Origin of the sequence: Candidatus Phyllobacterium onerii (assembly GCF_028331445.1) — a bacterium.
GTDB lineage: Bacteria > Pseudomonadota > Alphaproteobacteria > Rhizobiales > Rhizobiaceae > Phyllobacterium > Phyllobacterium onerii.
Map to the genome: position 1 here is coordinate 127,677 of NZ_JAQMHX010000002.1, position 25,901 is coordinate 153,577.

The following is a 25,901-nucleotide window of genomic DNA, read 5'->3' on the forward strand; positions in this document are numbered from 1 at the left end:
TTTTTCATTTCGAATTCCTCCACTTCAGTTTTTTGTTTTCAGCCGGGCCCTGCTCCTCCAGGGTATCGTCCCAACTTTTAGGTCAGTGCATGCCTGCTGCCGCAAATTCTGCCGCATGGGCACCGGCAAATCTGCCGAACGTGGCACCCGACATCAGTCCGGTTCCGCTAGCGTAGTTGCCGTAGAACAATCCCCCTACCATCTCCCCAGCAGCATAAAGGCCCGGCAAGATTCCATCATAAAGATCAATTACTTCACCATTTTGCGATACTTTGAGGCCACCAAAAGTAAAGGTGATGCCGGTTGTTACGTGGTAGGCATGGTAGGGTGCGGTATCGAGGGGATTGGCCCAATTCGTCTTGTCGATAGCCAAGCCGTGCGTGGCGCGCTTGTCGAGAATATTGGGGTCAAAGGGAATGTCGGTTTGGCACGCCGCATTGAAGGCGCGTGCTGTTTCAAGAAATCCCTGCGCGTCGACACCCGTCAGCTTGGCGGCCAGTTCTTCCAACGTGGACGCCTCGGCCTTCGTCACCCGGCGAATACGATATTCACTGCGCAAAAGGTGCGTAACCTTGGTATCGAATACTTGCCATGCGTACATGCCCGGTTGCTTCAGTATTTCAGCGCCATACTTCGCATAGGTGTGACTGTGGAAGTTGGCACCCTCGTCAATGAAACGATCTCCGCGCGCATTCACTACGATACCGAACGGATAATTATGTTTCTGGAACTGATCGCCAATATCGAGATCGCCGAAAGGTGGAGCATTCACGTCCCACGCTACCGAATGGCACCCGGACCAATTGCCGTACGGGCGGGCGCCGGCGCGCAGCGCCATCATCAGCCCCTCCCCCATATTGTAACGGGTACCTCTCACCTTGGCCAAGTCCCAACCGGGTCCGAGATAGCGCGCCCGCATCTCGGGGTTCGACTCAAATCCTCCACACGCAAGGATAACCGCCGCCGCCTCGATCTCAACGTCGGTACCTTCACTGCGCGCTTTGATACCAACGACCTTGCCATCCTGCCTGATCAATTCGACAGCAGGCGTCCTGTAAGCAATCGGAATGCTTCGCTGTTCAGCAGCAGCGTAAAGTGCACGTAGCAGTTCCGCTCCGCCACCAGAAATATGCAAGGCGAGGCCGCCCCAAAACTTGAACTTGCCGTCGACCTTATATGCTTGACGGCCAAGACCAGGGTGCAGTTTTACACCTTTGCCCGCGACCCATTTGGCCGTCTCAAAGCTGGATCGAACCAGGAGTTCGCAGAGATCCGGATCGGTGCGGTATTCGGTGAGTTCAAACATGTCATCGAGAAACTGCTCTTCGGTATAGGATCCGAAATCGACGTTCTCAAGTTCGCTATCGGTCATCTCCGGAGATATCTGGCGCAGGTCATCGACGCCCTTATAGGCAAACCGGAACGCGCCGCCGGTATAGTGGGAATTACCGCCGCGGTCTTCATACGGCGCTGCTTCCAATATTAGCACTCGGGCGCCTCTTTCATGCGCTGACAACGCAGCGCAAAGCGCCGCGTTGCCGCCGCCAACCACCAGCACATCATATTTGGCTCTTAGGATAGGATTGGTTGTGTTTTCTGCATGTTTGTGCATTGACGGTGTGACCTGCGAAGAATGTGGTTGATCTTGATGTGTCAATTGCTCAGTGCCCGCAATGGAGCGTCGTGGAGGACGCCATCGCGCATCAATTGGCTGATACTGCTGATATCCTTCTGATCTTCGATGTGAAGAAAAGCGTTCTCAATCGCGAGCACCGTTTCGCCGTCGAGGATGAGGCCGGCGCAATCCCTAAACTTCTGTTCCAGTGCCATGGGCGGCAAAGGGTGCTGCCTGTCCCGTCCGAGCGGTCGGTCGACGTGGGCGTCAAACACCTCCCCATCATGCATTGTCACCCGCACGTCGGCGAAGAAATGCTCGGTCGTATCCAGGATCGCGTCAGGATGGGGTGATGCATCGATACGCGCCATGAATGAGCGCACTGCCGAATCGTTGATTGCAGCGTCGCTAAAATGCTCCAGACGCACAATCCCTTCCAGGGCAGCGCGCGCGAGTACGTACTGCACACTGAATTTGGCATCGAGACCCGACTGCGGGTCGGGGCGGTTGGTGTGTTTGAGCCGCCGGGGGTGCGTCCAGGATCTGACCGACTTGACTCGGTCAGCGGCTAAATTGTTCTCGCGCATGATACGAATCAATGCATCGAGCGCGGGGTGGGTGCTTGCGCAGCAGGGATGCTGCTTGAAAGCGACCCCAGGATCGACAAGGTCAAACGGAGCGGCAAAGCCGGCAAACAATTTGTCCGCGTCGAAAGTACCGGGTCCGTTATAGACATTGAAAAAGCCTTGGGATTCTTCAAGTACGCCCGGATTTGCAGTCATTCCCTCGGCTGCCAACAAAGCCGCGAGCAAACCGTTCCGGGAACAATGACCGACGTGGTACGGCTTTGCCATTGTTCCAAAATTTGCCTTTAGCCCCGAGGCCATCGATGCCGCGAGAGATAACGCCACCGCGAAACGATCCGCCGGCAGGTCAAGCAGACGCGCGCAAGCCGCCGCTGCGCCAAAGGTGCCGAGCGTCGAAGTCGGGTGCCAGCCTTTTTCATAGTGAGCAAAGTTGACGGCGCGGCCAATCTTCGTTTCAACCTCGAACCCTGTTACATAGGCTTCGAGAAAACCGGCACCGGACGCCTTTTGACGTTCGGCTAACGCATTCAGGGCTGGGACTATCGGGGCCGAGGGATGCCCGCCCATCGTGTTGCTGCAATCGTCAAAATCGAGCGCATGGGCAGCGGTTCCATTGATAAGGGCTGCATCGAGAGGTGAAACCGCGATGGTATCGCCGAAGAACGTCGAGCCACCTGGCGCGAATGGGCCTGTTGCCTTGCGGACGAAATTCACACAATCTTCCCTTGAACCGGCAAGCGTAACGCCTACCGTGTCGAGCAGAGCCATTTTTGCATTGGTCAGTGCTTCCGCCGGAATATTCTCCAGCTGAATTTGCTTTGCGCGTTCTGCCAATTGAACAAGAAGCATCCTAAAACCTTACGCCAACGCCGGTTTTCCTGGAAACCGGCAATCCTCCGCGCGAACATGCGTTCGCTGATTACGGCGGATTGTAGACAATGAAATTTCAGATTGTCAACAATAATTGAAATCACGATCTTGCAAAAATCTATTTTATCCTATTTATAGTGGATTATAGGCATTTTTTGACCATAGATGTTTGGGAGATATCTCGTGATTGTCGACAACGATACAACTATTGTCAACAATGATGGAGTTGATCGGAAGAACTGGAGTGAGCCGAGTTCGCTTTCAGACAGGGCGTTCGACTACATCAGAAAAAGCATATTCGACGGTCGTTTCGGACCGGGAGACAAAATTAACGAACTAGACATCTCCAACAAGCTCGCGATCAGCCGTGGGCCGGTGCGTGAAGCCATCAGGCGCATGTCGTCGTCTGGCCTGCTTGTGTTTGAACCAAACTCCGGAGCGCGGGTGGTGGCGCTCAGTGCAGACAAAGTGGAGCAACTTTACGATGTGCGCGAAGCGCTGGAGGCACGTGCTGCTGCCTTGGCTGCTGTGCGAATGACGGATGCCGAACGTACTGCCCTTTCTCGCACGCTCGAGGCCCATTCCCAGCAGATGACGGAGGACAACTCCAATAGCTATCCGCGCGGCGGCTCGGACTGGGACTTTCACCTGATGATTCTCAAGGGCGCTCGCAACGACGTCATCTGGCGCATTTGCGGCGATGAGTTGAAGGACATGTTCTATTTGCTCCGCAGCCAGCATGGTTCCAGCCCCGGTCGTGGCCGCAAGGCACTCGAAGAGCATCGTTGGGTCGCGGAGGCAATTGTCGCCGGGAATGCCGACCTCGCATCACTTCTAATGGCGCAGCACATACGTGCATCTCGCGACAATCTCCTCGCAGCAATGCGCGCGTCAGCACTTGATGCGAAAAGTTCGATATCGAGGTGATCATGACGACAAAATGGCTCAACGGGACAAATAGACCCACTGAACTCACGCCCGGGATAGCGACGCTCACATCCAAAAAGGCGACAACGGCGGTCGCCGGTGCTTGGGACGGGATATCGGCAACGCTCGCGATGCAAGCCGGCTTCAAGGCGCTTTACCTTTCAGGAGCAGCACTGTCTGCATCTATGGCCCTGCCCGACCTTGGGCTCCTGACCCTGGATGATGTCTGGCGCGCGGCACGGACGGTGATCCGGGCTTCGGGTCTACCGTTGATCGTGGATTGCGATACCGGTTTCGGCGAAGCTCTGAACGTGATGCGTCTTGTCACCGAAATGGAAGCCATCGGCGTGGCGGCCATCCAGATCGAGGACCAGCAGTTTCCGAAGAAATGCGGTCATCTTAATGACAAGCGCCTCGTTTCCGCCGAAGACATGAGCCGCAAGATTTCCGCTGCGCGTCATGCATCGGATAAGCTGTCGATCTGCGCGCGTACGGATGCTGCTTTCGTATCACTCGATGAAGCCATAAACCGCGCAAATCTCTATGTGAAAGCCGGCGCCGACGTCATTTTTGTCGAGGCATTAACTAATCTTGATGACATCAAGCGCGTGCGCGCTGAAGTCCGTGCGCCTTTATTGGCCAATATGACCGAATTCGGACGCACGCCGCAGATTTCCTTGAAAGACTGGGAAGACCTCGGATACGATCTGGTGATCTATCCCGTCTCGGCACTCCGCGTTGCATCACGGGCCATGGAGAAGTTCTATCAATCGCTGTCGCAGCGAGGCGATGTCTCCGACTTTCTACCTGAGATGATGACCCGCGCCGAATTATATGACCGGATAGGCTATTTCGATTACGAAAAGCTCGACGAGCAGATCACCAAGACCGTTCTGCCAACCTGATTTCCAAGAGACACCGGAGTATCTATATGAGCGCCCATTCTGCCGGCAACGAACGCACGACAGCCATCGCTTCATTCGTCGCCAATTTGACCTATGAGCAAATTCCCCCTGAAGTCCGATCACGTATCAAACTTCTGGTTCTCGACTCGCTCGGTTGTGGGCTTTATGGCGCTGAGAGGCCCTGGACCCGCATTTTGCGTGACACGCTCCATGCTGTAGATCAAACCCGAACCACACTGGTTTGGGGAACGGGCGAGCACCTTTCGGCGCCGCATGCGGCACTCGTGAACGGCACCTCTATTCAGGGATTTGAGCTGGACGATGTTCATCGGCAGGGCGTGCTGCATGTCGGGGCGGTTACGCTTCCCGCCCTGTTTGCGACGATAAAACCAGAAACGGCACTGAACGGGCGCGACTTGCTGACCGCGACTGTCGCGGGCTACGAAATCGGACCACGTGTCGGAATGTGCATGGGCCAGGAACACATTGGTCAAGGTTGGCATTCTGGCGCGACGGTCGGGGTCTTTTCCGCCGCTGCAGGCGCCGCGCGTGCACTTAAGCTGTCTCCAGAACAAACCATCCACGCTCTGGGTATTGCCGGTACGCAAGCATCCGGCTTGATGGCCGCGCAATATGGCGCCATGGTCAAAAGAATGCACGCGGGGCGCGCATCACAAAGCGGGCTCTACGGAGCTCTCCTCGCCGCCAATGGATTCACAGGCATCGTCGACGTCTTCGAAGCTCCCTATGGCGGGTTCTGCACGACGTTCTCACGATCGCAGGACCGTTTCAATCTCGCCGAGCTTGATCGTGCGCTCGGCGAAACCTTTGAAACCATGCGCATTTCGCTTAAATTCTACTCTTGTGTCGGCAGCAACCACACAACCTTGGATGCCATCCGCAACATACAACAGCGCCGACCCTTTACGCTTGACGAGCTAGATCGCATCGTCGTCTACGGCTCGCAGGTCACGGCCGATCATGTCGGGTGGCCGTATCGTCCGGAAGGCTTGACTTCGGCTCAGCTCAACCTGCCATTTTGTGTTGCAACACTCCTGCTTGAAGGCGACGTTTTTGTCGAACAATTTGACGAGGGCTGCGTTACGGACGAAAGGCGCATCGCGCTTTCGCGCCGGGTAGAAGTACGCGAAGATCCGGAAATCACCTCACAGGGGTCTAGGTTCCGGCACAAAGTACACGTCGAAGTATGTTTGCGGGACGGCAGTATCGAACGGGAAACATGCGAAGCACCCCGCGGAAGCGAAAAATCCTTTGCGTCAGAAGAGGAGATAGTCGCGAAATTCATGAAGCTTACCCGGCACTTTTTGTCGGAAAAACAACGCAACGACCTTGTCGAAGCCGTGCTGGAAATGGAAAGCCTATCATCGGCCCGCCGATTGGTTGATTTGATGCGAGTGACGTCGCATTAACGACCGCTGGGCGCCCGGCTATCCGGTCTGGTAGACGATGCGAGGTCAAAGATTGAAGGCTCAGACTGCTAACCTGGAATTTACTCGCTGCTCAAGCTCTGCCGCACCTTCTTTACGTTCGCTGTACCGGTCAGTCAGATAGCCCGACACGTCGCGGGTCAGAAGCGTAAACTTGACCAACTCTTCCATGACGTCGACGACCCGGTCGTAGTAGGCCGATGGCTGCATACGACCCTGTTCGTCGAATTCCTGATAGGCTTTCGCCACAGATGACTGGTTGGGTATTGTAATCATACGCATCCAGCGCCCGAGTACCCGCATCTGGTTGACGGCATTGAATGATTGCGAGCCCCCCGAGACCTGCATGACTGCGAGCGTACGCCCCTGCGTTGGCCGGATCGAACCCATTGCAAGAGGTATCCAATCGATCTGCGATTTCATCACGCCTGTCATCGCCCCATGCCGTTCCGGACTTGTCCAGACCTGGCCTTCCGACCACAATGAAAGCTCACGCAGCTCCTGCACCTTGGGGTGATCAATTGGAGCGTCATCCGGTAGCGGCAATCCGGCTGGATCGTAAATGCGGATCTCAGCACCGAAATGTTGCAGTAGCCGCCCCGCCTCCTGTGTCAGCAAACGGCTATAGGAGATCTTGCGCAATGAACCGCAGAGCAGGAGTATTTTGGGCGCATGCGAGGATCTTGGTGCGGCCAACCTGGACGCATCGACCTTGTGCAGAGCCTGTTCCAAAGTGTTTGGCAGATCAGACAACGCGTTTTCCTTTTGCATCGATGACGGCCTCGCCATCCTCTTTGGTAAACGCTTCCTTTGGCGGCTGCGGCAGAATATCCAATACCAGTTCCGATGGTCGGCTCAATCGCACGCCCTTCTCAGTCACCACAAATGGGCGGTTGATGAGGATTGGATGGGCTTCCATGGCGTCAAGCAACTGTTCGTCGGTCAATGACATATCATCCAGACCAAGCTCAGCATAGGGCGTACCCTTTGCGCGAATGGCTTCGCGAACAGTCAGCCCAGCTCTTCGGATCAAGTCTTTGAGTTCCTGGCGCGCAGGCGGCGACTTCAGATATTCGATGATCGTCGGCTCGATGCCCGCGCTGCGAATGAGAGCCAGCGTGTTGCGTGACGTGCCGCAAGAGGGATTGTGATAGATGGTAACGGCCATTAAACAGTCCTTTCGATTTTCTGGAAGTTCTGCACGTCCCGCGCCGCGCTCGTACCAATTTTTGCTGCGGTTGACGATCCACACGACCGACAACATCACCCGAATTTCGATCAGGAGGCCAAAGCCGCCCCTTCAATCCGACAGGTCACGCATGAAGCCCCTGGTTTTCCTTTGCCGGGCAACAGGGAACGATATCGGCTAACAGCGGCGCACAGATATCGGGATGTCCGGCACAACAATCTTTCAGCAAGAAGTTAATTGCTTCGCGCAGGTTTACGAAATTAGCCCGGTAGATAATTGAACGGCTCTGTCGCTCAGAGGAAATCAACCCCGCTCGCAACAGGATCGCGAGATGGGTAGACATGGTGTTCTGCGGAACGTCGAGGAGGCCAGACACCTCTCCAGCCGCAATCCCATCTGGCTCACGCATCACAATCAGCTTGAACGCATCCATGCGGGTTGGCTGGGCAAGAGCCGAAAACGCTTCGATCGTTTGTTCTTTTTTCATATATCTGGATTTACCGATGTGTTAGAAAATGTCAAGTGCGGATTGTCAGTTCTCAGGTCAAAATCAACGGCTGCATTCTCGCGTTTTCCAATACCAGAATTTCAGCTCAAGGTTGGAGGGAAGCGGATGGCTTCCACGCTTCGTCCGCTGAAGTGCTGTCTGTCAGGGGTTTTTCTGAATTGTGCCGGTGTCACTGCCGAGCACCCGCCGCTTCTGGTCATTACGAACCCGTTACTTGACTTCCAGCAGGCAGCATCCATTTGTTCAATGTCAAATTCAAAAAGAACCTGCTGCGACGAAACTCCCAATTTCGCAACGCAGCTACTCGAAAAGTTGAGGTCATATAATGAGCCAGTTGTTTCAACCGCTGCGATTGGATTCGCTCGAACTCGCAAACAGGATCATAATCGCTCCCATGTGCCAGTATTCCGCCGAAGATGGCTCGGCCTCCGGCTGGCACATGATGCATCTCGGCCACCTTGCCCTGTCTGGCGCCGGCTTGCTGGTCACGGAAGCGACCGCAGTAACGCCTGAAGGACGCATATCTCCCCGCGATCTCGGGCTTTACTCCGATGACAATGAAGCAGCCCTCGGGCGTGTTGTCGCCGCAATCCGGGACTATTCGCCGATGCCCATCGCCGTGCAGCTGGCCCACGCCGGGCGAAAGGCATCAACCCGCGTGCCATGGGAAGGCGGCAAACAGATTGCGCCAAATGAGCCGACCGGCTGGAAAACCGTGGCCCCTTCGCCAGTGCCCTATCTGAATGAGTACGATGTTCCAACGGCATTGGATGGTGCTGGCCTTGATCGCATACGGGAGGCGTTCGTCAAGGCGGCGAAACGCGCTGACAGGATCGGTATCGACGGTATCGAAATTCATGGAGCCCATGGGTATCTGCTGCACGAGTTCCTGTCACCGCTCTCCAACAAGCGTGAAGATAAATATGGTGGAAGTCTGGAAAACCGAATGCGCTTCCCTCTTGAAGTGTTCGAGGCAGTCCGGGCAGCGTTTCCCGCCAACAAGCCTGTCTGGATACGCGTTTCGGCGTCTGACTGGGTCGATGGAGGATGGGATGTCGAGAGCACCGTGATCTTTGCAAAGGAATTGGAGGCACGCGGCTGTGCCGCCATCCATGTCAGCAGTGGCGGTCTTTCGGCCTTGCAGAAAATGCCGGTTGAACCCAACTATCAGGTCCCATTCGCGCGGCGCATCAAGGCCGAGGTGAAAATGCCCGTCATTGCCGTCGGACTAATCACCGAGGCGAAACAGGCAGAAGACATTATTGCCAACGGTGACGCCGATGCGATCGCACTTGCACGTGCAATCCTCTATGATCCCCGCTGGCCTTGGCATGCAGCGGCGGAACTCGGAGCACAGGTGGTGGCTCCCGAACAATATTGGCGATCCCAGCCCCGGGATCACGCGGATCTGTTTAAAATCCCCCAAACAGCCTAATTTGAAACGCGGGCGGTCGTAACTAGTCGAGGTTACGACGCTCGTTCTCTGACGAATAATGCGAACGCTTGTCTTCGTACATCAGCAGATCGGCGCGTTTGGCCACAGCTTCCATCTTCTCTCCGACATGACTGGTGGCCCAGCCGATCGATATGTTCAGGGGTATATTGGAATAATACTGGTTGTTTATTTCGATAAGGCTGCGTATTTCCTCGATCATGCTTGCGCAGCCAAGCTCATCGACGGCCGGAAGAAGAATGGCGAATTCATCGCCGCCAATACGCGCGGCATAGCAGGGAGGCTTGACGGCCCCACCCAGCACTTCGCCAACCCGCCGTAACAGACCATCACCAACGCCATGCCCCCACTGATCATTGATCACCTTCAATCCGTTAAGGTCGAGGATGATGATCGATACAGGATGGAATTCACGACGTTCGAGCCTGTTCAACTCGTCCACGTATAAGGCGCGGTTGTAAAGTTTGGTGAGCACATCATGCTTGCCGAGATATTCTAGATAGGCTTCGGCTTTCTTGCGTGCCATGATATCGGTCAAGGATATCTGGACCAATGACCAATCCTGTTCGTGGCCCGGCAGAACGGAAAATTGCAGCAGCACATGGCGTTCGGTACCATCGAGCGCGTAGTTCACGGTCTCACGCTGATGGAAGAGGTTGCCATTCCAGAGTTCGATAAGCTGTTCCCTGAAATGCACATCCATCCCATCCTTGAAAATGTCAGGAAGCCTGCGCAACAATGTCAATTTGTCGGGTGCGAGAAACAGTCTGAGCGTCTCGTTGTTGACGTCGATGACACGGATCTCGCTTGCACATTGTCCAACGAATTCAGGATGGACATCGGTAAACACACGAAAATCGGTAATGCCCTGCTCCCGCACGTCATCAAGCAAACGCTTGATGCGGCTGAAATCTTCCACCCAAAGAGACACGGGAGAATGCTCGAACAACCCTTCCGCGTAGCGCTTGCTCTCGATCTGCTGCCGCCGCGCGTCCTCGCGTTCGGTTACATCTTCGATGGAAAGCAATACCCGCGTCCACGAATCTTCATATCCTGGTAAAATTGCGCCTCGAAGCTGGATATCCAGCCGGCGACCCGTCAGCGTGTAGTTCACCGTGTCACTGGAGAATTCGGTATCGCCATCCCACAGAGCCGACAGCTCCTGTATATGCGACTGCAGCATGTCGTCGCGAAAGACAGAACCGAGATTGCCGGTCAGGTGGTTGAAGTCATCTGCTTCGAAAAGAGCAAGGGTCTTCTTGTTGACCTTGAGAACGCGGATCAGGCTTGAGCATTCCTTAATCCGGCCCTCATCCTCACGCAGATAGGATCTGATATCGGTGACGCCCGATTGCCGCCATTTCTCGAACAGATGCTTGACGCCACCAAAATCCTCCAGCCATAACGAGATCGGCGCGAGATCGAATGTCTCGATATCGGCGTGGTGATCGACATGCTCATTCATATAGCGCGAATCTCTCGGCTGGTTCCTCTGCCAACAGGTATCTATATGAACGATATTCACTGAACAATCGTTACCTTGCGCAGAACGAACGCGGGAAGACCCCGCGCCGCGGGCTGCATCACACAGGACTGCTACCCTGTCGCTATTCTTCCCGCTGACCGGTCAGGCTGAGCAGCAGCTGGAAGAGGTTAATGAAGTTCAGGTAGAGCGAGAAGGCCCCGAACACAGCCAACTTCTGCTGCGATTCCGAATCGTAGCTTTCGGCATACTGTTCCTTGATCGACTGCGTGTCCCAAGCCGTCAAACCGATGAACACCAGAACGCCGGCAACCGAGACAACGAACTGCAGCATTGAAGAGCCAAGGAAAATGTTGACGACACTCGCCACGACGACACCGATCAAACCCATCATCAGGAACGAGCTGAACTGGGAGAGATCACGCTTCGTTGTATAACCATAAAGGCTGGTAGCGCCGAACATCGTGGCCGCGATGAAGAATGTGCGGGCGATGCTGGTTCCGGTAAAGACAAGGAAGACCGATGCCAGCGAAAGCCCCATGACCGCACAGAATGCCCAGAACATAGCCTGTGCCGATGCTGCCGACATGGTTTGCATTTTGAAGGAGAAGAACATCACGAAAGCAAGTGGCGCCAGCATGACGACCCATTTCAGAGGGGTCGAAAAGATGGGAACATAAAGGGCCGGTGTCGAGGCGACGACGAAGGCAACAACGCCTGTCAGAACAAGGCCCAAGCCCATATAATTGTAGATGCGCAGCATATGCTGGCGCAGTCCTTCATCGAACAGTGCAGCCGACTGTCCGCGCGCTGTACCCATTTCATAGCGAAGTGGTGTATTCATGGTTGTGATCCTCTTGGTTAATCAGTAAAGGGTCGTTACAAGCTGCGACGCAGCAGTTTCGAGATCGGTGGGGCTTGCATTCGACACGAGCGCATAGGCGACATCGCCAATCTGGAAATAAGCCGCCGAGCTATCACCCACACGCACTGCTTTTGGCTTCACGACATCGAAATTGCCGGGGCGAACCGCGAAAAGCGAGAGCCGTCCCATATCCGCAGATGTGATTTCCATCTCGACGCTTGGCCCGAAGGCTGATGGGAAAAGCTGGACATCATTGACGATCCAACGGTCCAAAAGTTGTGGCATGGTGATAGCGGTGGCCGCACGTATTTCCGCAGGATCGTAACTATTCACCTCGGACTGCGACGTCATCTCTGCCCTGACCAGGGACGTCTTGTGGGCCATCACTGCATCCGAAACATAAGCTGGCGGCGGTGTCGAGGCAACGACCTGCGAGATGGTGAGTGGGCCAAAACCGGCATGGGCCAGCCACCCGAGACCGACAAGAACGGCCACCGCGGCAACACGTTGTAAATTGCCAAGCAGCCGGTTTCGCATAAGGCCGCGTTCAAGGCGGCGCGCCGCTTCGCTCGTCTCCGGCGATCCCTTGCTGGGCATGCCGGTTAGCGCCAGCCGCAATTCGTCCCTCGCCTGTAGATCCGACATGACGCGGGCCGCCTGCTCGGGATGATGCGAGAGATAACGGGCGATCTCGATGCGGCGGCCCGCATCCAGCTGGTCGTCGACATAGGCATCAAGGTCGGCCTCAACGACAGGGTCAATCGTGTCATTCATCGCGGCCTCCAACAATTTTCAGACGTGCGGCTTTGCCGGGTTGCTCCGCCTCGAGAGACCGCAGTGTCGCACGCGCGCGGCCAATTCTGGACATCAGCGTGCCGATCGGTATCCCCAAGGTTGCTGCGGCTTCTTCGTAGGAGAGACCTTCGATCGCCACCAAATGCAGAGCCGCTCTCTGCTCTTCGGGCAGCGAAAAGAAGGCATCCCTGACCTCCATTAACCGCATGGAGTGCTCTTGCGGCGGTTGGAGGACGGTTTCGGCAATGACTGCAAAAGCATCTCCGCGGCGCGCTTCCGACTGGCTTGAACGCTTGCTGTCGATAAAACCATTATGGAGGATCGACAAAAGCCAGCCCTTCAGGTTTCCGCCATTGCGAAAATGACTGCGCCGCTCGTAAGCGCGCACCAGCGTATCCTGCACAAGGTCTTCCGCGTCGGTCTCGTTGCGGGTGAGCGAACGTGCATACCGGCGCAACGATCCAAGCTGGCCAACAACGTCAAAACGGGGTTTCGGACTATCCATAGGGCGTATACGCACCTGCGGCGGATTTATTCCCTGCCATCGGGAAATTATATCACGCGAGCGCAAATTTGCTGGCCTAGATCAGGCTCTGTTTTTTAAGTTCGTCCTTGAGGTAGGCATAATAAATCGGAGCGGCGATGAGGCCAGCGATACCGAACCAGGCTTCCAGCACGATCATCGCGAGGAGCAATTCCCATGCCCGCGATTTTATCCGCGATCCGATGATCCTGGCATTCAGGAAATATTCGAGTTTGTGGATGATTACCAGAAACGCGAGCGAACCCACCGCGGCAACAAATGAAACACTGAGTGCCACGACGACAATCACAGTGTTGGAGATCAAATTGCCGATAACAGGAAGCAGACCCGCAATGAACGTCACGGCAATCATGGTCTTGACCAGCGGCAGGTGAACGCCGAAAAACGGCAGGATTACAACAAGATAGATGGCAGTGAAAACTGTGTTCAAAGCCGAGATTCGAAGCTGTGAGAACACAATATTGCGAAATGCCGCGCTTAATAGCTCGATACGTTCCCGAAGGGCAATCGCGAGTGGGCCCGGTTCACGTGATGCGGCAACGGAAGAACTGAGCGCGATCATTCCCCCGATCACCATTCCGACAATGATTCGAACCAGGAGAACGCCAAGTTCCCGGCCGACAAGCTGAAGCTGGCCCGCATGTTCCCGCAGCCACTTTGCCGCCAGCGTTTCGAGTTCTTCAAGATTTGACGGGAAATAATCGCGCGCCCAATTCGGCAGATGTAACTGGGCCGTATCGATGATTTCCGCCATCTTCTGGAAAAGCGATACTATACCTTCGTCGGAGCCATCGGTGAGCAGTGCCATGCTGCTCATGACGGCCGCGACAATCACCAAGATGAAGATCAGCGCCAGCATTGCCAACGCTATGGTTTTTGCCAGATGTCCGGAGATGCCTAATCGACCGAGCAATGGAGCCGAATAATGGACGAGGTTGTAAACGAGCAGTCCGGAAAGGAGAGCCGAGAGCAAGCCTAGTTCAAGCACAGCGACGAGCGCGATGAACGACAAAATGTAGGAGGCAATTCGGAGCCTGGTGGCGGTTGGCAAGTGTGTCACCTGAGGGGGCTGTCAATATTCAACTGTACCTACTCTTGAAAACGTCCGCGACGCAAGCTCCATTGATCCAGGACCGTAAACCTTCGCAGTCTCGAGCGGTGTAACCGATCAAAGCATAACGGATTTGCAATTGTTTGCCTCTACAAGCGACGCATGACACCGCCGGTATGAAAGTCGTCCGTGCGCCTTTTTACCGGCTTCAATTCGGGCCAGGCGAGCTTACATGCCATTTTACCAAACGAACAGCAGAGCGGAGAAGCGAGTCGAGGAGCGCAAAAGAACACGGTTGCGCTCCGGCAAACTCGTCACGCTCGATGGGCATTTTCTGACCGAATGTCATTTTCACAACCTAGCCGGCGGCGGCGCCAAGATCAGGCTTGTCAGCCAATCCACCGTCCCCACTCGCTTCTGGCTGTTCGATGATCAATATAACGGCGCGTTGATTGCGGAAGTCGTCTGGCGCCAGGACATGGAACTTGGCGTGCGGTTCATCGACGATCCGGACGTTACGCCTTTGACAGACACAATTCTGCGCACGCTTGCCGGTAAGTATTATTCACTCTGATGTGCTTGCTGACGCTCCAGACCCTTGGTGTTCTGGTCGCGGATTTCCTTGGCAGTTATGTAGTTGAATTGCTCAACCAGCAGGTCTTTCACCAGTGGTTGCGGAAATCGTGCATTGATACCGTCGATGATGGATTTCTTGACATCGTCGAACTTGACTTCCTGGACATTCTTAGCGTCGGAATAATGCCCGTAGAACTGGTTGAAAATCTCGTCATTGATGAAATACGATACCGGAATCTTGAAGGAGGCGTTCACCGTGTGATCCAGTGTATAGGCCAACTGAGACACGACATAACCCTGAACCGCGTTGTCCACGATGATCGGAACACTGAAGACTTCGGTCTTGCCATCATCCAGTGCCTCCTGGGCGTTGGGTGCAACGGCTGCTGTCGCCGAATTCTGCCAGACGGCAAAATACAGGGATCCCAGTGCAACGACGCAGATCCACAGACCGATCAGCACAATACGGATCATGCACCGAGCCCATTTCTGACCTGGCTCGCAGTGTACGTTCCGTCGGCTTCCTGTGTCTCAAGCGCATCGCGGATAATTCCCGCGAGCTCTGTCACTGCGCGCAAGTGCAATTTGATGGCATCGCAATTGCGATCAAGCTTCTGACGCAGGCTATCGAGAACCGGCTGGAGCGTCTTGAGCGCGCGCGTATCGACGGTCTTCACCGCCTTGCCCATCGCCTTGTTGAAATCACGTAGCCCGCGGCTCTTATTGGCGTTGATATTTGCCAGATCTACCAACTGACCTTCGAGAAGCAGCCGTGTCTCGCGCTCGACGACATCTTCCAAACGACGAATGGCGAAAAGGACGGGCTCCAGCGCCGGTTCGGGCACATCGCTGCGGTTCTGATCATTGGTCATTATTTCTATTTCCATATCTATCTCTCCAATCTCGTCGGCCTTGATAGTTCGCGCTCTAACTCTGCCTCGAGTTGTCAACGCTTTCCGTTGATTTTAATTGCTTATGAATGAGCTGGCGTTGGATTTGGTACAAAATGACATTTGAATCCTGGTTTTGAAAATGTTGCTGATGTGCGGACATCCCCGAAGCTGCTCCCTCAGCTTGCGTTGCGGCTTCAGACTTCGCCTTTTTGGCGCTCTGCTGCTCCAACATGCGGGCGACGCCTATGCCGCCGGCATCGGCCATCTTGTTGGCGACAGCTTCGGCCATCATCGATTTCCAGTAGTCTCCGGCAATTCCTTCGCCGAAGACTGCCTGATTGTCTCCCGTGAACATGGATTCGACAAAGGATTGCAGCATAAAAGCTTCGAACTTTTTGAATGCGCCGTTCGGTGCATGAGTTACGCTACCGGCAATAGAGCCACGCGTCGAAGCCGGTTGCTGCATGGAGGCAAAGTTCTCACGTGACAGCTGCATCTGTGCCGCGACGCGATCGGATGCCAGGCTACGCAACTTCTCCATTGAGGTTCGCAACGTGTCCGGATCGGCTGCCATGGCAACATCCAATACCAGATCGGAAGGTGGATTAATGGCCATCGATTCCTGTTCCATCCTGTTTCGCTCCATGCACCCTACCCTCCCAAACTTACGGGAGGCTTGAGCCTTGCGTCTTTAGATCAAGCGTCCGCCAAGCAGATGGGCCATATATTCGTCCGTTTCGTCCGTGACTTCTGCGCGCGATGTCTCCTTCGCCAAATCGCGAAGCCGGCCATCCAGCGTGTCGAGCGTTCGTGACGTTTTCAGCAGGTTGCGTTTGGCTTCGACCATCTGGTCCGACAACTGAGCCTGAAGTGACTTGTTGGTCTCAAGGCGCTTCAAAATAATGTGCACAGGAACGAACGCTGCTGTATCTGCGGCGAAGCGATCTTCCTGCATCCTGAAGAGAGCGCCATTCTCCTCCTCGATCGCAGCTTGCTTTGCATTGAGGCGTGACAGTTCCAGCTCATGGCGCGCTTTGGCGAGCTTTTGCAGCCTGATCAATCCGAGATAGGATGTCCGGGATGCGTTCGTTGTCATCGCTCAAAAGTTCCTCAGATACATGCCGGCCTCATTGGTGAAAAAACGCAGAAGGTCCGACATGCTGAAATAGAGCAGCATCAGCCCGCCTGCGAGGACGAAGGGCAAGGAAATGAAATAAACGGGAATCGATGGCGTGAGTTTGTTGATCAGGCCCACCGCAATATTGACAACGACGGCGAAGACGATGAAGGGCGCCGCGATGCGTATGGTGCTCATGAACGCCTTCGACAGCGTGTCGGTCAGGTTGACCATCGCCGTTGCCGGCTGAAAGATCCCGTCCACCGGAATTGTCGCATAGGATGAAAGCAGCGCACGCAACACCTCCAGATGCAGGTCTGATACGAAGAACAGACACAGCGCAGAGAGCGTGATCAGACTTGCAATGGCCGCCTGCGGTTCTTCCGATTCAATGGCGCGCTCTGGTGCGCCTGAATATCCAGTCGCCATCGCCATCGCATTGGCCATGAATTGCAGTGCCCAAAAGTAGAGGCGCGACAAAATGCCGATGAACGCGCCAACGATCGCTTCGATGACGATTATCCGCATCAGCATCAACGGGGCTGCCTTTGCCGCCGGAGTAACCTGCGGCAGCACCATTGGCACGACCATAAGAGAGCAGGCGAGCGCCAGGAAAAGACGTATCTGCATGGGAATGCGTGGGCTGGAAATGCCCGGCATGATCATCAGGCAGGCTCCGACGCGGGCAAAAACAAGCAGGGCCGCAATGATGCTATCGCTCAGTGGCGGCACGTTCAAAGCCTCACGAAATAGTGCCGAGGGAACGCACCTCTACGCCCCGCGCGATCTCGACATGCGACAGGACCGACAATGTCGCGAACAGGCGCTCGATGATCATTCTGATGTAAGGCCGCGCTTCCGGCGAAGCGACGAGGACGAAGCGCTCTCCCCCGTCAAGGTGCTTGCGGATCGCGACACTCGCCTCATTGCCGAACTGCTCCAGCAGACGCGGATCGATATCGAATTCCGTAATCTCGCCCTTGGCATCCCGTTTGAGACTCTGGTGGAAGACCAGATCCCAACGGTTGCCGAGACGTAAAACCGAAAGAACGCCATTATCGGCAAGGTCGCCGCAGATCTGCTGGGCCATACGCATCCGCACATGTTCCACGATCATTTCCGCGCGGCGGATATGCGGCGCCACTTCCGCTATTGCTTCGAGGATGAGATTCAGATTGCGGATCGACACCCGTTCCGTCAGCAGCAGCTTGAGAACCGCCTGCAGGCCAGAATAGGAGAGATGCGCAGGGCAAATATCGTCGAGCAATTTGCGGTATTCGGGTCCAAGACGGTCCAACAGTGCACGCATGTCCTTGTAGGAAAGCAGCTGCGCCAGATTGTTGCGGACGATCTCGCTGAGATGCGTCAGCAATACGGAGAGATTATCGACCGTCATGTAGTTGTCGCGCTTGAGGTCCGCTGCAAAGATTTCCGGAACGGAGTATGCCTTCATGCCGAAGGCCGGTTCCCTCACCTCTTCGCCCGGTACATGCGGGGGTGGCCGGTCACCGGGAATAACCAGGATTTCACCGACCCGCAGCTCATGCGAAGCCACAACTGTCCCGTGGATCTTGATCCGGTATGTCTTCGGGGGCAGGAGAAAATCATCCGTAACTTTGATCTCCGGGACTACAAAGCCGTACTCAACTGCAAATTTCTTGCGCATCTTGTTGACACGATGCGCAAGTTCAAGCTGCGATGCGAGCAGTCTCGCCGAGATTTGCTTGCCCAGACAGAGCTCGATCTGCGCCGTTTCGAGTGAGGCCCTGACAGAATCCCGGTCTACCTGTTCCGCATGTTGCTGCTTCAGTGCGGTTTCGGCCTGTGCAGCAGCGGCCACCCGGGCGAGCTTGCGCGGGACAGATACGCCAATCGCCACAAGTCCAGCCGCGAGCACGAAAAACGGAAAGGCAGGCAGCCCCGGCAAGATGCCAAGCACGAATAATAACAAGGCGGCGACGAAAAGCGCTTTCGGATAAGCACCAAGCTGACCAAAGACGGCCTTGTCGGTTGAACCGCGCGTCCCGCCTTTGGAGACGAGAAGACCGGCCGCCAGCGATACGATCAGTGCCGGGATTTGGGTGACGAGACCGTCGCCGACAGAGAGCTTTGTAAAGACATCGGCTGCTTCGCTGACTTCCATGCCATGCCGCGTCACACCGATGATAATACCGCCAAAGATGTTGACGGCGGTAATGATGAGGCCGGCAATCGCGTCACCACGCACGAATTTTGAAGCACCGTCCATCGATCCGAAGAAGGCGCTTTCTTCTTCAAGTTCGCGCCGCCGGTGCTGTGCTTCCTTCTCGTCGATCAGGCCGGACGACAGGTCCGCATCGATGGCCATCTGCTTGCCGGGAATGGCGTCGAGCGTGAAGCGCGCACCAACTTCGGCAATACGCGTGGCGCCCTTGGTGATGACGAGAAAATTGACGATGATAAGAATGGCGAAGACCACCAGCCCGATGACGAAATCACCGCCCATGACAAACTGCGAAAAGCCATGGATAACTTGTCCGGCTGCGGCGTAACCCTCGTCGCCATGGGTCAGGATGACGCGCGTCGTCGCAATGTTGAGCGACAGGCGCATCATTGTCGCGATCAGAAGCACCGTCGGAAAGGCAGAGAAATCGAGAGGCCGCTGGATCCACAGCGACACCATCAGGATGAGCACGGAGAGAGCAATGGAGAAGGCGAGACCAATATCGAGAACGATTGGTGAAACGGGAAGGAAAAGAACCGTCAGGATGATGACGATGCCGAGAGCAAGGCCAACATCGCTGCCCGTCAGATAGCCCTTGTCACCCAATCGTTTTACTGCGGCTTGCTGCACGGCATTCTCCTATTGTCACGGGGACAATAGATACCGAAGCTTGTGCGAGGCCAACGTGAGTGCACGCGGCTGACCGCGTCAGAAACCCTTCTCAATCCGAGAATATGTCAGCAGCGTCAGCGTGTTGATCTGTGAGCCAACGAACGGAGCGGTCAATGCAAGAACCGCCAGGATGACAAGGATTTTCGGGACAAAGGTGAGTGTGATTTCCTGTATTTGCGTCAGTGCCTGAAACAGTGCAATGCAGACCCCGGCCAGCATCGCGGCTCCGACTGCCGGGCCAGAGGCAACGATGACCGTCCAGATAGCCTGATTGATGATGTCGAGTGCATCTGCCTCATTCATTGCCGGCCGAAATGACGATGCCGGCTGTGATTGGAAGCTGGGCGCCACCCACGAGGGTTGCAATCATGCCGTCGCTGTAGATGCGCACGGACTCGACAACGCCCTTGACGGTACCGTCAGCGCTGGTGACGGTCCGGCCAATGATACCATCGGCCTGTGACAACGACGAACTCGCAAGCAACTGGTCGAGCTTGGTGTTTGTCTGAACCGCTTGTTCAACGCTCGAAAACTGTGCGAGCTGGGAGATTTGCTGCGTCGCATCCATCGGCTCGGTTGGATCCTGGTTTTTCATTTCTGCAACGAGAAGCTTCAGGAAAGCCTGATAGTCGACGCCAGGTCCGGTAGCCTTGGACGTATCTGTCGTATCGGCCTGTGTTCCTACGGGAGGGATCGTGGTCATGCGGTTGCCTCCGGCCTGACGGCCTGTTGTGTTTGAGAGGAAATGGTCGGTTCTGCTGAGCCGAAAAGAATCTGTGCTTCCAGCGCGTAGAGCAATCGGATCGATTTAAGGGCGTCGAACACCCGTTCGTTGCACATCATCTCGTCGATCAGCTTCAATTCTTTCAGCATCTGCTGGTTTTCGAAGGTTGCGAGGAGTGACGCCAGCATACGCTTGAATGTGCGGTTGGCCTCTTCCTTCATTGCAGGATTGATCAGCATGATCTGTGCAGCGAAATAGAGCTGCCGTAGCGGCGTTGTCGTCTGATCCGCCTGCATGACGTGGCTTTCGAGAAGAAAACTGACATCGTTGATGAATTCAATGGAAACCTTGCGGTCAACGCGTAAGACTGCCCCATTCACGTAAACTTTTTCACCGGCACGCAACGATAGTTTCATGATCAAAGCCCATCGCGAATGGTCTTGGTGATATCAATAATGCTGTCGTAGTCTCGCGAGGTCTCCTGCCGGATGGCCTCCAGCTCCCGCAAAATGAACAGGCCGATCGAAATGAGTGATGCCCGCAATTGCTGGGGCAATCCATTGGCAGGACTGCCGAGATCTTCGATCACAATCATCCACAGACGCGACGTAAAATACACGGCCTCAACGCCTTTATAGGAATAACCGTTTTCATCGCGAGCCGCTTCCAGCATTATGATCGACTGATCGAACAAGGAGCGTTCCCGCTCCTTGGCTTCGTCAGCACCATCGTTCATGATGTCGTCGTATCGGGCCTGGTACATGTGCTTTTCCGGCTTTTAACGAACGCGGCCATCGCGTTCGTTGTTTTACTTCAGGTAATTGAGCAGGCTCAGGCTCTGGATCTTCACGGTCAAGGCATAGGAAGCATCAATCTGGGTCCTCAAAGCCTCAACCCGGTTGGCGGCCTCAAACGGGTCCACCGCCTCCAGATCGAGAACCGAGCTATTGAGAACATTGATCTGTACTGTCAGCCGGTCGGTCGCGTCCTTTGTCCGGGCCTGGGCATTACCGAGAAAGGACTGAGCACCCGCCAGTAAAGTAGAGTTCTGGTTGGTCGTCTCCGCGACCTTGTCGATCACCGTGTCAAATGCTGCCTGATTGAGGCCGATATCTCCGAGTTCCGCCATCATTGTGTAGCTCATGGCGAGCTGGCGGAATCCCGCATTGTTGGCGCTAACCGACGTCTCCGCCAGCTCAGTTGGCGCAATCCGGCTCTTGACGAGCGTATCCGACGCCGAAGACCAATTGGCCGACCAGGCAGCGGAATCGAATTGCGCCGCGAGCGACGTGTCCAGGTAGGTTTTCATGTCTGCCGCGCTGATATTTGCTACCTGCGGGTCAGTGGTCGGGAAGCCGAAGTAATCCTGAAAGGACTGCAAAACAGCGGCCTTGGCGGGATCGCCTGCGGAGCCGTAGTCACCCAGCGGCTTCACGTCGGTGTTCTCTCCTGCGAAAATATACTCACCATTGTAGCTGGTGTTGATCAGGTCGGTGGCGGTCTGCAACAGACCCTTCGCTTTGTCGACGATAATCGAACGGCCCTCGCTCGCCCCGCGCATCGCCGTCACGTTGCCGAGAAAATCCTGCGATCCCTTGATGACATTGCTCAAGGCATCTTGAGAGGCTTTCATTCGTTCAGAGATCAGCCCATTGGTCTGGGTCAAGACTGTCAGCCGATCGTGCTCTTTACGCAGAGAAAGCGACTGGCCCGTGCGGCTTCCAAGGGTAAGCCCTGTGTCGAAAACAAAACCCGTTGTGGCTTCCTGATTCGCCTTGACCAGTTCTGCCTGCGCCTTGGCGATGATATTACGTGTCGAGTTGGATAGCATATAGGATGAAACCGACTGGGTCTTCATATCTATCTCACCGCCTGAAAGAGTTCGTTCAACATGGCATCAACGGCGGAGATGATCTGCGCCGATGCCTTATAGGAATGTTCGAGATCGAGCATCGACGCCATCTCCGTGTCTATATTCACGCCACTGGTGTTGGAAATGGCGTCTTCGGCACGCGATGCCAGAACGGTGTTGTACTCATTGGTCTGGGTTACAGATTTGCGCTTGGTCTCAAGCGAACTGATCGTGGCCGCAGAAAAATCAAGAAGACTTTTCCTATCGCCGGCGGCTGCATCCGGATCGTAGTTGCGAGGCGCCGAGATAGAACCGATGAGATCCTGGAGCCGCGCTGAAAATCCCGCGGAGCCGTCGGGATTCTGTACGTAATCTGCGCCTGCCGCACCGCCATCGCGCAAGAGAGCTGGGTTGCCGCCTTCGGTCAGGATGAAGGCGGCAGAAACCCTGATTGTGCCGGCAATGCCCGGAAGAATCGCCGCGTCCGCCGGCATTGTTGGCGCACCTGAATACGTGAACAGACCGGGCACCGTCGGTAGCGTCGCCGGTGTTTTCTGGTCCTTTTCCGCGAACATGCTGACGAGGCTGCGCGCTATCTCGTCGAGTTGGTTTTGATAGGCCGGCGCCGTGTCGTCGCGCAGTTGCAACAAACCGCTGAGGCGGCCAGTACCATAGGGCTGCTGAAATGTTCCATGCGATAGCGGCACGCCATCGACATAGACATCGTTGCCGCCTGTACCCGCGCTGAATGCGCTGGTCGGTGTGAAGCTGACCGTGCGCGGTGAACCTTCGAAAAGCGTTACACCGGATTCGGCAAACACCACCATGTCGTTATCGCCGCGGACCAGCGTCGTGATGCCGATCTCGCCTGACATCTGCTTCAGCAGGCCATCGCGCTGGTCGAGATAGTCCGAGACGTCTGTGCCGGAACGCGTGCCGTTGATGATCCTGTTGTTGACGGTCTCGAACTGCGCCAGCAGCGCGTTCAGATTCTTGACGGAATCGCCGATGTCGTTGTCGGCATCCTGGCGCAGCTTCTGCGTTTCTTCCGTGCCCTTGTTCAGCGCGTTGGCGAGTTCTGTCGCCTTGGTGACCGCGGATTCCCCAACTGACGTGTTGCCGGGCTGCGAGGCGTAGAGCTGCAATGAATCGCGCAAGTCGCCAAGGAGCGAACTTGGTGATCCCGATGCATCATCGGCCGAATAGATCCCGGACAGCCGGTCGAGGCCGGCCTGCAGCGTGTTGGACGCGTTATACTGGCTGTTGCTTTCAATAAATTTGGACAGAAGCGCGGAGTCGGCCGAGCGGGTCATGGAAAGATAGGTCGATCCGTTTGGCCCGCTCACGACGGAACCAATACGCCGGGTAAAATCAGGATCGTTGGCGCCCGCGATGTTGCGGGAGACCAGCGCTGTCTGTTTCGATACGGTATTGAGCGCACTCTGAGCAGTAAGGAGCGCCGAAGTTAGTGACATGCCCTGTGTCCATTCGCCATTAGGAGTTCAGCTATCTTTTCAGATTCACCAGCACGTCCATCAAATCCGCGCCGGTCTGAAAGACCTTCGAATTTGCGGTATAGCTTCTCTGAGATTCAATCATTTCCGTCAGTTCCTGCGCGATGTCGGCATTCGATTCTTCGAGCGCCCCGGATGTCAGCGTGCCAAAGCTGCCGCTACCGGCAAAGCCGAGTTGGACGTCGCCGGATTCTGCACTCGGGGAGAACACATTGCCTGTCATGACAAGCAGGTTGTCAGGACTTGGAACGTCGGCCAGCGCAATCTGGTAAATCGCCCGCTTCGCACCGTTCTTGTAGATGGCGGTTACGGTGCCATCGTCGGCGATGCTGACATTTTCGATTGGGCTTGGCGTGTTGCCGTCAATCTTTACCTCGATTGGCGTGTAATCACCTGCCAGCTGTTTGGTGGCGGAAAAGTCGATTTCCAGCGCCTGTCCGTTTGGTACTGGGACCGAGATCGACTTGTCAGCAGAAGTAAGCTTGCCGGTGACGGCATCAAACGTATAATTTTCCGTCGTCAACGGAGCGGCAGGCGTATAGGGAAACCCACCGGCGGCCGATGCATTGGCATGATTATAGGCGGCAACTTCCCAGGTATTGTCTGCAGTCTTGGTGAAGTAGAGATCGACGACGACGACGTTACCGAGATTGTCAAATGTCTGCACGGATGTCTTGGCCGTATATTGAGCTGACGCAGTGGCATTTGTCGGCGGGCGGTCAGCCGCGGCAACAATCGAAGCGCCTGCCGGGAGATTGGCCGTAAATATGCCGGTCTTGCTTGGATCGGCGATCAGGTCATTTTGAGCGATGTTGACCTTTTCGAGCCCCTGAAAGCCATTGGCAACCGGATTGACGTTGCCATTGACCACCGGATAACCCATCAGATAGTAACCGGCCGAATTGACAAGGTTGCCTTGCGCATCCGGTACGAATGAACCGGCGCGCGTCAGATAGGGCGTATCGTCGGCATTGCCGACGATGAAGAAGCCATTGCCTTTCAGCGCAAGGTCGGTCGAAGAAGTCGTAAAGCGCTGCGAGCCGTCATCCGAAATATGGTGGCGAATGACCGTTTCGACACCACCGGAATTATAAGCCCCGCCAGAACTTGGCAACACCAGCGATGCGAACTGCGTGCTGGCGCGCTTGTAGCCGGTCGTGCTGGAGTTGGCGATGTTGTCCGCCACGGTCGACAGCCTGTTGGCCTGAGCATTCATGCCCGACACACCGGTTCGCATCATTCCATAGAGGCTCATTTCCGTCTCCTTGCACCGTGATTCCGTTCAGAATCGTTAGCGCGCAATACTTGCGCGAAGCTGACGTTCAGATGGTGTCACCGGGGAATACTTGAATTTCGACTTGACCGCCGATGGCGGCCAAAATTACTCTGGCAAGTCAGTCCAGATTGATGCAGTAGCCGAGAAAGCGCTTGGAATCGATCGGATCATAACCAAGTTGCTCACGCAGCTTCTTGCGAAGCTTGCTGATATGACTCTCAACGACACTTTCCTCGACATCGCTGTCGAAAATGCCGTAGATCGCGCTGAATATCTGCGCCTTGTTGAGCCGGCGTCCGCGATTGGCGATCAAATATTCAAGTATGCGCCGTTCCCGCCGCGGCAAGGAAAAATCAAGCCCGTTGACCTGCGGATCGCGGCCGTCAGAAAATACCCGGATCGGACCGACCTGCGTTCCCGCATCGCCATTGCCATAGCGGCGGCGAATGGCATTGATCCGCGCCAGTATCTCCCGCACATGCATCGGCTTGCGAACCACATCGTCGACACCCGCCTGAAAAAGTTCCAGCGTATGTTCCAATGACTGCGTTTCATTGACAGCGATGACCGGCGCTGAACAGCGCTCGCGAATTTTTTGTGGAAACTGGCTGCGATTGACACATTCTCCTATGAGAAATGCCTCGACCGCCATAATGTCGTTCTTCTGAACGGTGGCGACCCAATCGCCGAAATCGTCCGGAGTAAAACCTGTTGTTGTTATGCCCTCCCGGGCGAACCACGCCGAATACCCACTCGTCACCAGACTTCGTTCGTCGACGACTACAATCACTGCCCCACCTTCCGAATCATTTATTTTGCCCCAAGCAACACACA

At 55.5% G+C, this 25,901-nt stretch carries 29 protein-coding genes; 5 read left to right on the plus strand and 24 right to left on the minus strand.

Annotated elements, in window-relative coordinates:
* Positions 1-82: 82 nt before the first annotated feature.
* Both tcuA and PHA01_RS06195 read right to left on the minus strand, forming a co-directional pair.
* On the minus strand, positions 83-1,612 hold the full coding sequence (gene tcuA / locus PHA01_RS06190; RefSeq protein ID WP_271894057.1) for an FAD-dependent tricarballylate dehydrogenase TcuA: 1,530 nt from the start codon (positions 1,610-1,612) through the stop codon (positions 83-85).
* A 41-nt stretch (positions 1,613-1,653) separates the two neighbouring features.
* Complete coding sequence (locus tag PHA01_RS06195) at positions 1,654-3,036, minus strand: MmgE/PrpD family protein (protein ID WP_271894059.1); 1,383 nt, start codon at positions 3,034-3,036, stop codon at positions 1,654-1,656.
* A 219-nt stretch (positions 3,037-3,255) separates the two neighbouring features.
* Here PHA01_RS06195 and PHA01_RS06200 point away from each other — a divergent pair, with 219 nt between their 5' ends.
* The 3 genes from PHA01_RS06200 to PHA01_RS06210 are packed head-to-tail and all read left to right on the plus strand — an operon-like array spanning position 3,256 to position 6,334.
* Positions 3,256-3,999 carry a GntR family transcriptional regulator gene (locus tag PHA01_RS06200; RefSeq protein WP_271894060.1) on the plus strand — a complete coding sequence of 248 codons (744 nt, stop codon included), beginning with the start codon at positions 3,256-3,258 and terminating at the stop codon, positions 3,997-3,999.
* Between the two features lie 2 nt (positions 4,000-4,001).
* Complete coding sequence (gene prpB / locus PHA01_RS06205; RefSeq protein WP_271894061.1) at positions 4,002-4,904, plus strand: methylisocitrate lyase; 903 nt, start codon at positions 4,002-4,004, stop codon at positions 4,902-4,904.
* Between the two features lie 26 nt (positions 4,905-4,930).
* Positions 4,931-6,334, plus strand: coding sequence for an MmgE/PrpD family protein (locus PHA01_RS06210; protein ID WP_271894062.1), 1,404 nt, complete (start codon positions 4,931-4,933; stop codon positions 6,332-6,334).
* A gap of 60 nt (positions 6,335-6,394) precedes the next feature.
* On the opposite strand, the gene arsH is transcribed toward PHA01_RS06210, so the two are convergent.
* From arsH to PHA01_RS06225, 3 genes are all read right to left on the minus strand, one after another.
* Positions 6,395-7,123 (minus strand): arsenical resistance protein ArsH, encoded by a 729-nt coding sequence (gene arsH / locus PHA01_RS06215; protein ID WP_271894063.1) that lies wholly within the window; start codon positions 7,121-7,123, stop codon positions 6,395-6,397.
* Positions 7,098-7,520 carry an arsenate reductase (glutaredoxin) gene (arsC, locus tag PHA01_RS06220; protein WP_271894065.1) on the minus strand — a complete coding sequence of 141 codons (423 nt, stop codon included), beginning with the start codon at positions 7,518-7,520 and terminating at the stop codon, positions 7,098-7,100. Before arsC ends, arsH begins: the two co-directional genes overlap by 26 nt.
* Before the next feature lie 145 nt (positions 7,521-7,665).
* Positions 7,666-8,028 (minus strand): ArsR/SmtB family transcription factor, encoded by a 363-nt coding sequence (locus PHA01_RS06225; RefSeq protein WP_271894066.1) that lies wholly within the window; start codon positions 8,026-8,028, stop codon positions 7,666-7,668.
* 346 nt (positions 8,029-8,374) lie between these two features.
* On the opposite strand from PHA01_RS06225, the gene PHA01_RS06230 reads away from it, so the two are divergent.
* Positions 8,375-9,484 carry an NADH:flavin oxidoreductase/NADH oxidase gene (locus tag PHA01_RS06230; RefSeq protein WP_271894067.1) on the plus strand — a complete coding sequence of 370 codons (1,110 nt, stop codon included), beginning with the start codon at positions 8,375-8,377 and terminating at the stop codon, positions 9,482-9,484.
* A gap of 22 nt (positions 9,485-9,506) precedes the next feature.
* On the opposite strand, the gene PHA01_RS06235 is transcribed toward PHA01_RS06230, so the two are convergent.
* From PHA01_RS06235 to PHA01_RS06255, 5 genes are all read right to left on the minus strand, one after another.
* Positions 9,507-10,967 carry a sensor domain-containing diguanylate cyclase gene (locus PHA01_RS06235; protein WP_271894068.1) on the minus strand — a complete coding sequence of 487 codons (1,461 nt, stop codon included), beginning with the start codon at positions 10,965-10,967 and terminating at the stop codon, positions 9,507-9,509.
* Positions 10,968-11,109: 142 nt separating this feature from the next.
* Positions 11,110-11,829 (minus strand): Bax inhibitor-1/YccA family protein, encoded by a 720-nt coding sequence (locus tag PHA01_RS06240; protein WP_271894069.1) that lies wholly within the window; start codon positions 11,827-11,829, stop codon positions 11,110-11,112.
* 21 nt (positions 11,830-11,850) lie between these two features.
* A complete protein-coding gene (locus PHA01_RS06245) occupies positions 11,851-12,624 on the minus strand; it encodes an anti-sigma factor family protein (protein ID WP_271894071.1) in 774 nt (257 codons plus the stop codon).
* On the minus strand, positions 12,617-13,150 hold the full coding sequence (locus PHA01_RS06250) for a sigma-70 family RNA polymerase sigma factor (RefSeq protein ID WP_224510201.1): 534 nt from the start codon (positions 13,148-13,150) through the stop codon (positions 12,617-12,619). The genes PHA01_RS06245 and PHA01_RS06250 overlap by 8 nt, the downstream gene beginning before the upstream one ends.
* A 76-nt stretch (positions 13,151-13,226) precedes the next feature.
* Positions 13,227-14,249, minus strand: coding sequence for an AI-2E family transporter (locus tag PHA01_RS06255; RefSeq protein ID WP_224510204.1), 1,023 nt, complete (start codon positions 14,247-14,249; stop codon positions 13,227-13,229).
* A 223-nt stretch (positions 14,250-14,472) separates the two neighbouring features.
* Between PHA01_RS06255 and PHA01_RS06260 the strand changes: the two genes are divergently transcribed.
* Positions 14,473-14,814: a PilZ domain-containing protein gene (locus PHA01_RS06260; protein ID WP_271894073.1), complete on the plus strand. Its 342-nt coding sequence runs from the start codon at positions 14,473-14,475 to the stop codon at positions 14,812-14,814.
* On the opposite strand, the gene PHA01_RS06265 is transcribed toward PHA01_RS06260, so the two are convergent.
* The 14 genes from PHA01_RS06265 to ftcR form a co-directional block, all read right to left on the minus strand.
* Positions 14,802-15,290 carry a hypothetical protein gene (locus PHA01_RS06265; protein WP_271894075.1) on the minus strand — a complete coding sequence of 163 codons (489 nt, stop codon included), beginning with the start codon at positions 15,288-15,290 and terminating at the stop codon, positions 14,802-14,804. The genes PHA01_RS06260 and PHA01_RS06265 overlap by 13 nt on opposite strands.
* Positions 15,287-15,703 carry a flagellar protein FlgN gene (locus PHA01_RS06270; protein ID WP_224510213.1) on the minus strand — a complete coding sequence of 139 codons (417 nt, stop codon included), beginning with the start codon at positions 15,701-15,703 and terminating at the stop codon, positions 15,287-15,289. The genes PHA01_RS06265 and PHA01_RS06270 overlap by 4 nt, the downstream gene beginning before the upstream one ends.
* 40 nt (positions 15,704-15,743) lie before the next feature.
* Positions 15,744-16,340: a rod-binding protein gene (locus tag PHA01_RS06275; protein ID WP_271894076.1), complete on the minus strand. Its 597-nt coding sequence runs from the start codon at positions 16,338-16,340 to the stop codon at positions 15,744-15,746.
* Positions 16,341-16,400: 60 nt separating this feature from the next.
* Complete coding sequence (locus tag PHA01_RS06280) at positions 16,401-16,805, minus strand: hypothetical protein (RefSeq protein WP_271894077.1); 405 nt, start codon at positions 16,803-16,805, stop codon at positions 16,401-16,403.
* A 3-nt stretch (positions 16,806-16,808) separates the two neighbouring features.
* Complete coding sequence (fliR, locus tag PHA01_RS06285; protein WP_271894078.1) at positions 16,809-17,558, minus strand: flagellar biosynthetic protein FliR; 750 nt, start codon at positions 17,556-17,558, stop codon at positions 16,809-16,811.
* Positions 17,559-17,568: 10 nt separating this feature from the next.
* Positions 17,569-19,659: a flagellar biosynthesis protein FlhA gene (gene flhA / locus PHA01_RS06290; RefSeq protein ID WP_224510224.1), complete on the minus strand. Its 2,091-nt coding sequence runs from the start codon at positions 19,657-19,659 to the stop codon at positions 17,569-17,571.
* Between the two features lie 78 nt (positions 19,660-19,737).
* A complete protein-coding gene (locus PHA01_RS06295) occupies positions 19,738-20,004 on the minus strand; it encodes a flagellar biosynthetic protein FliQ (RefSeq protein ID WP_271894079.1) in 267 nt (88 codons plus the stop codon).
* Positions 19,997-20,404, minus strand: a complete 408-nt coding sequence (gene flgD, locus PHA01_RS06300; RefSeq protein WP_112532400.1) for a flagellar hook assembly protein FlgD — start codon at positions 20,402-20,404, stop codon at positions 19,997-19,999. The genes PHA01_RS06295 and flgD overlap by 8 nt, the downstream gene beginning before the upstream one ends.
* Entirely contained in the window at positions 20,401-20,841 is a 441-nt protein-coding gene (flbT, locus tag PHA01_RS06305) for a flagellar biosynthesis repressor FlbT (RefSeq protein WP_271894080.1), read from the minus strand. The genes flgD and flbT overlap by 4 nt, the downstream gene beginning before the upstream one ends.
* A gap of 2 nt (positions 20,842-20,843) precedes the next feature.
* The gene (flaF, locus tag PHA01_RS06310; RefSeq protein ID WP_224510232.1) at positions 20,844-21,188 is read right to left on the minus strand and encodes a flagellar biosynthesis regulator FlaF; all 345 of its coding nucleotides are present in this window, start codon (positions 21,186-21,188) and stop codon (positions 20,844-20,846) included.
* A 45-nt stretch (positions 21,189-21,233) separates the two neighbouring features.
* Positions 21,234-22,283 carry a flagellar hook-associated family protein gene (locus tag PHA01_RS06315; RefSeq protein ID WP_271894081.1) on the minus strand — a complete coding sequence of 350 codons (1,050 nt, stop codon included), beginning with the start codon at positions 22,281-22,283 and terminating at the stop codon, positions 21,234-21,236.
* A 2-nt stretch (positions 22,284-22,285) separates the two neighbouring features.
* Positions 22,286-23,752 carry a flagellar hook-associated protein FlgK gene (flgK, locus tag PHA01_RS06320; RefSeq protein WP_271894083.1) on the minus strand — a complete coding sequence of 489 codons (1,467 nt, stop codon included), beginning with the start codon at positions 23,750-23,752 and terminating at the stop codon, positions 22,286-22,288.
* Positions 23,753-23,783: 31 nt separating this feature from the next.
* On the minus strand, positions 23,784-25,046 hold the full coding sequence (locus PHA01_RS06325) for a flagellar hook protein FlgE (RefSeq protein WP_224510240.1): 1,263 nt from the start codon (positions 25,044-25,046) through the stop codon (positions 23,784-23,786).
* Positions 25,047-25,185: 139 nt separating this feature from the next.
* On the minus strand, positions 25,186-25,857 hold the full coding sequence (gene ftcR, locus PHA01_RS06330; RefSeq protein WP_224510243.1) for a flagellar transcriptional regulator FtcR: 672 nt from the start codon (positions 25,855-25,857) through the stop codon (positions 25,186-25,188).
* Positions 25,858-25,901: the final 44 nt, after the last annotated feature.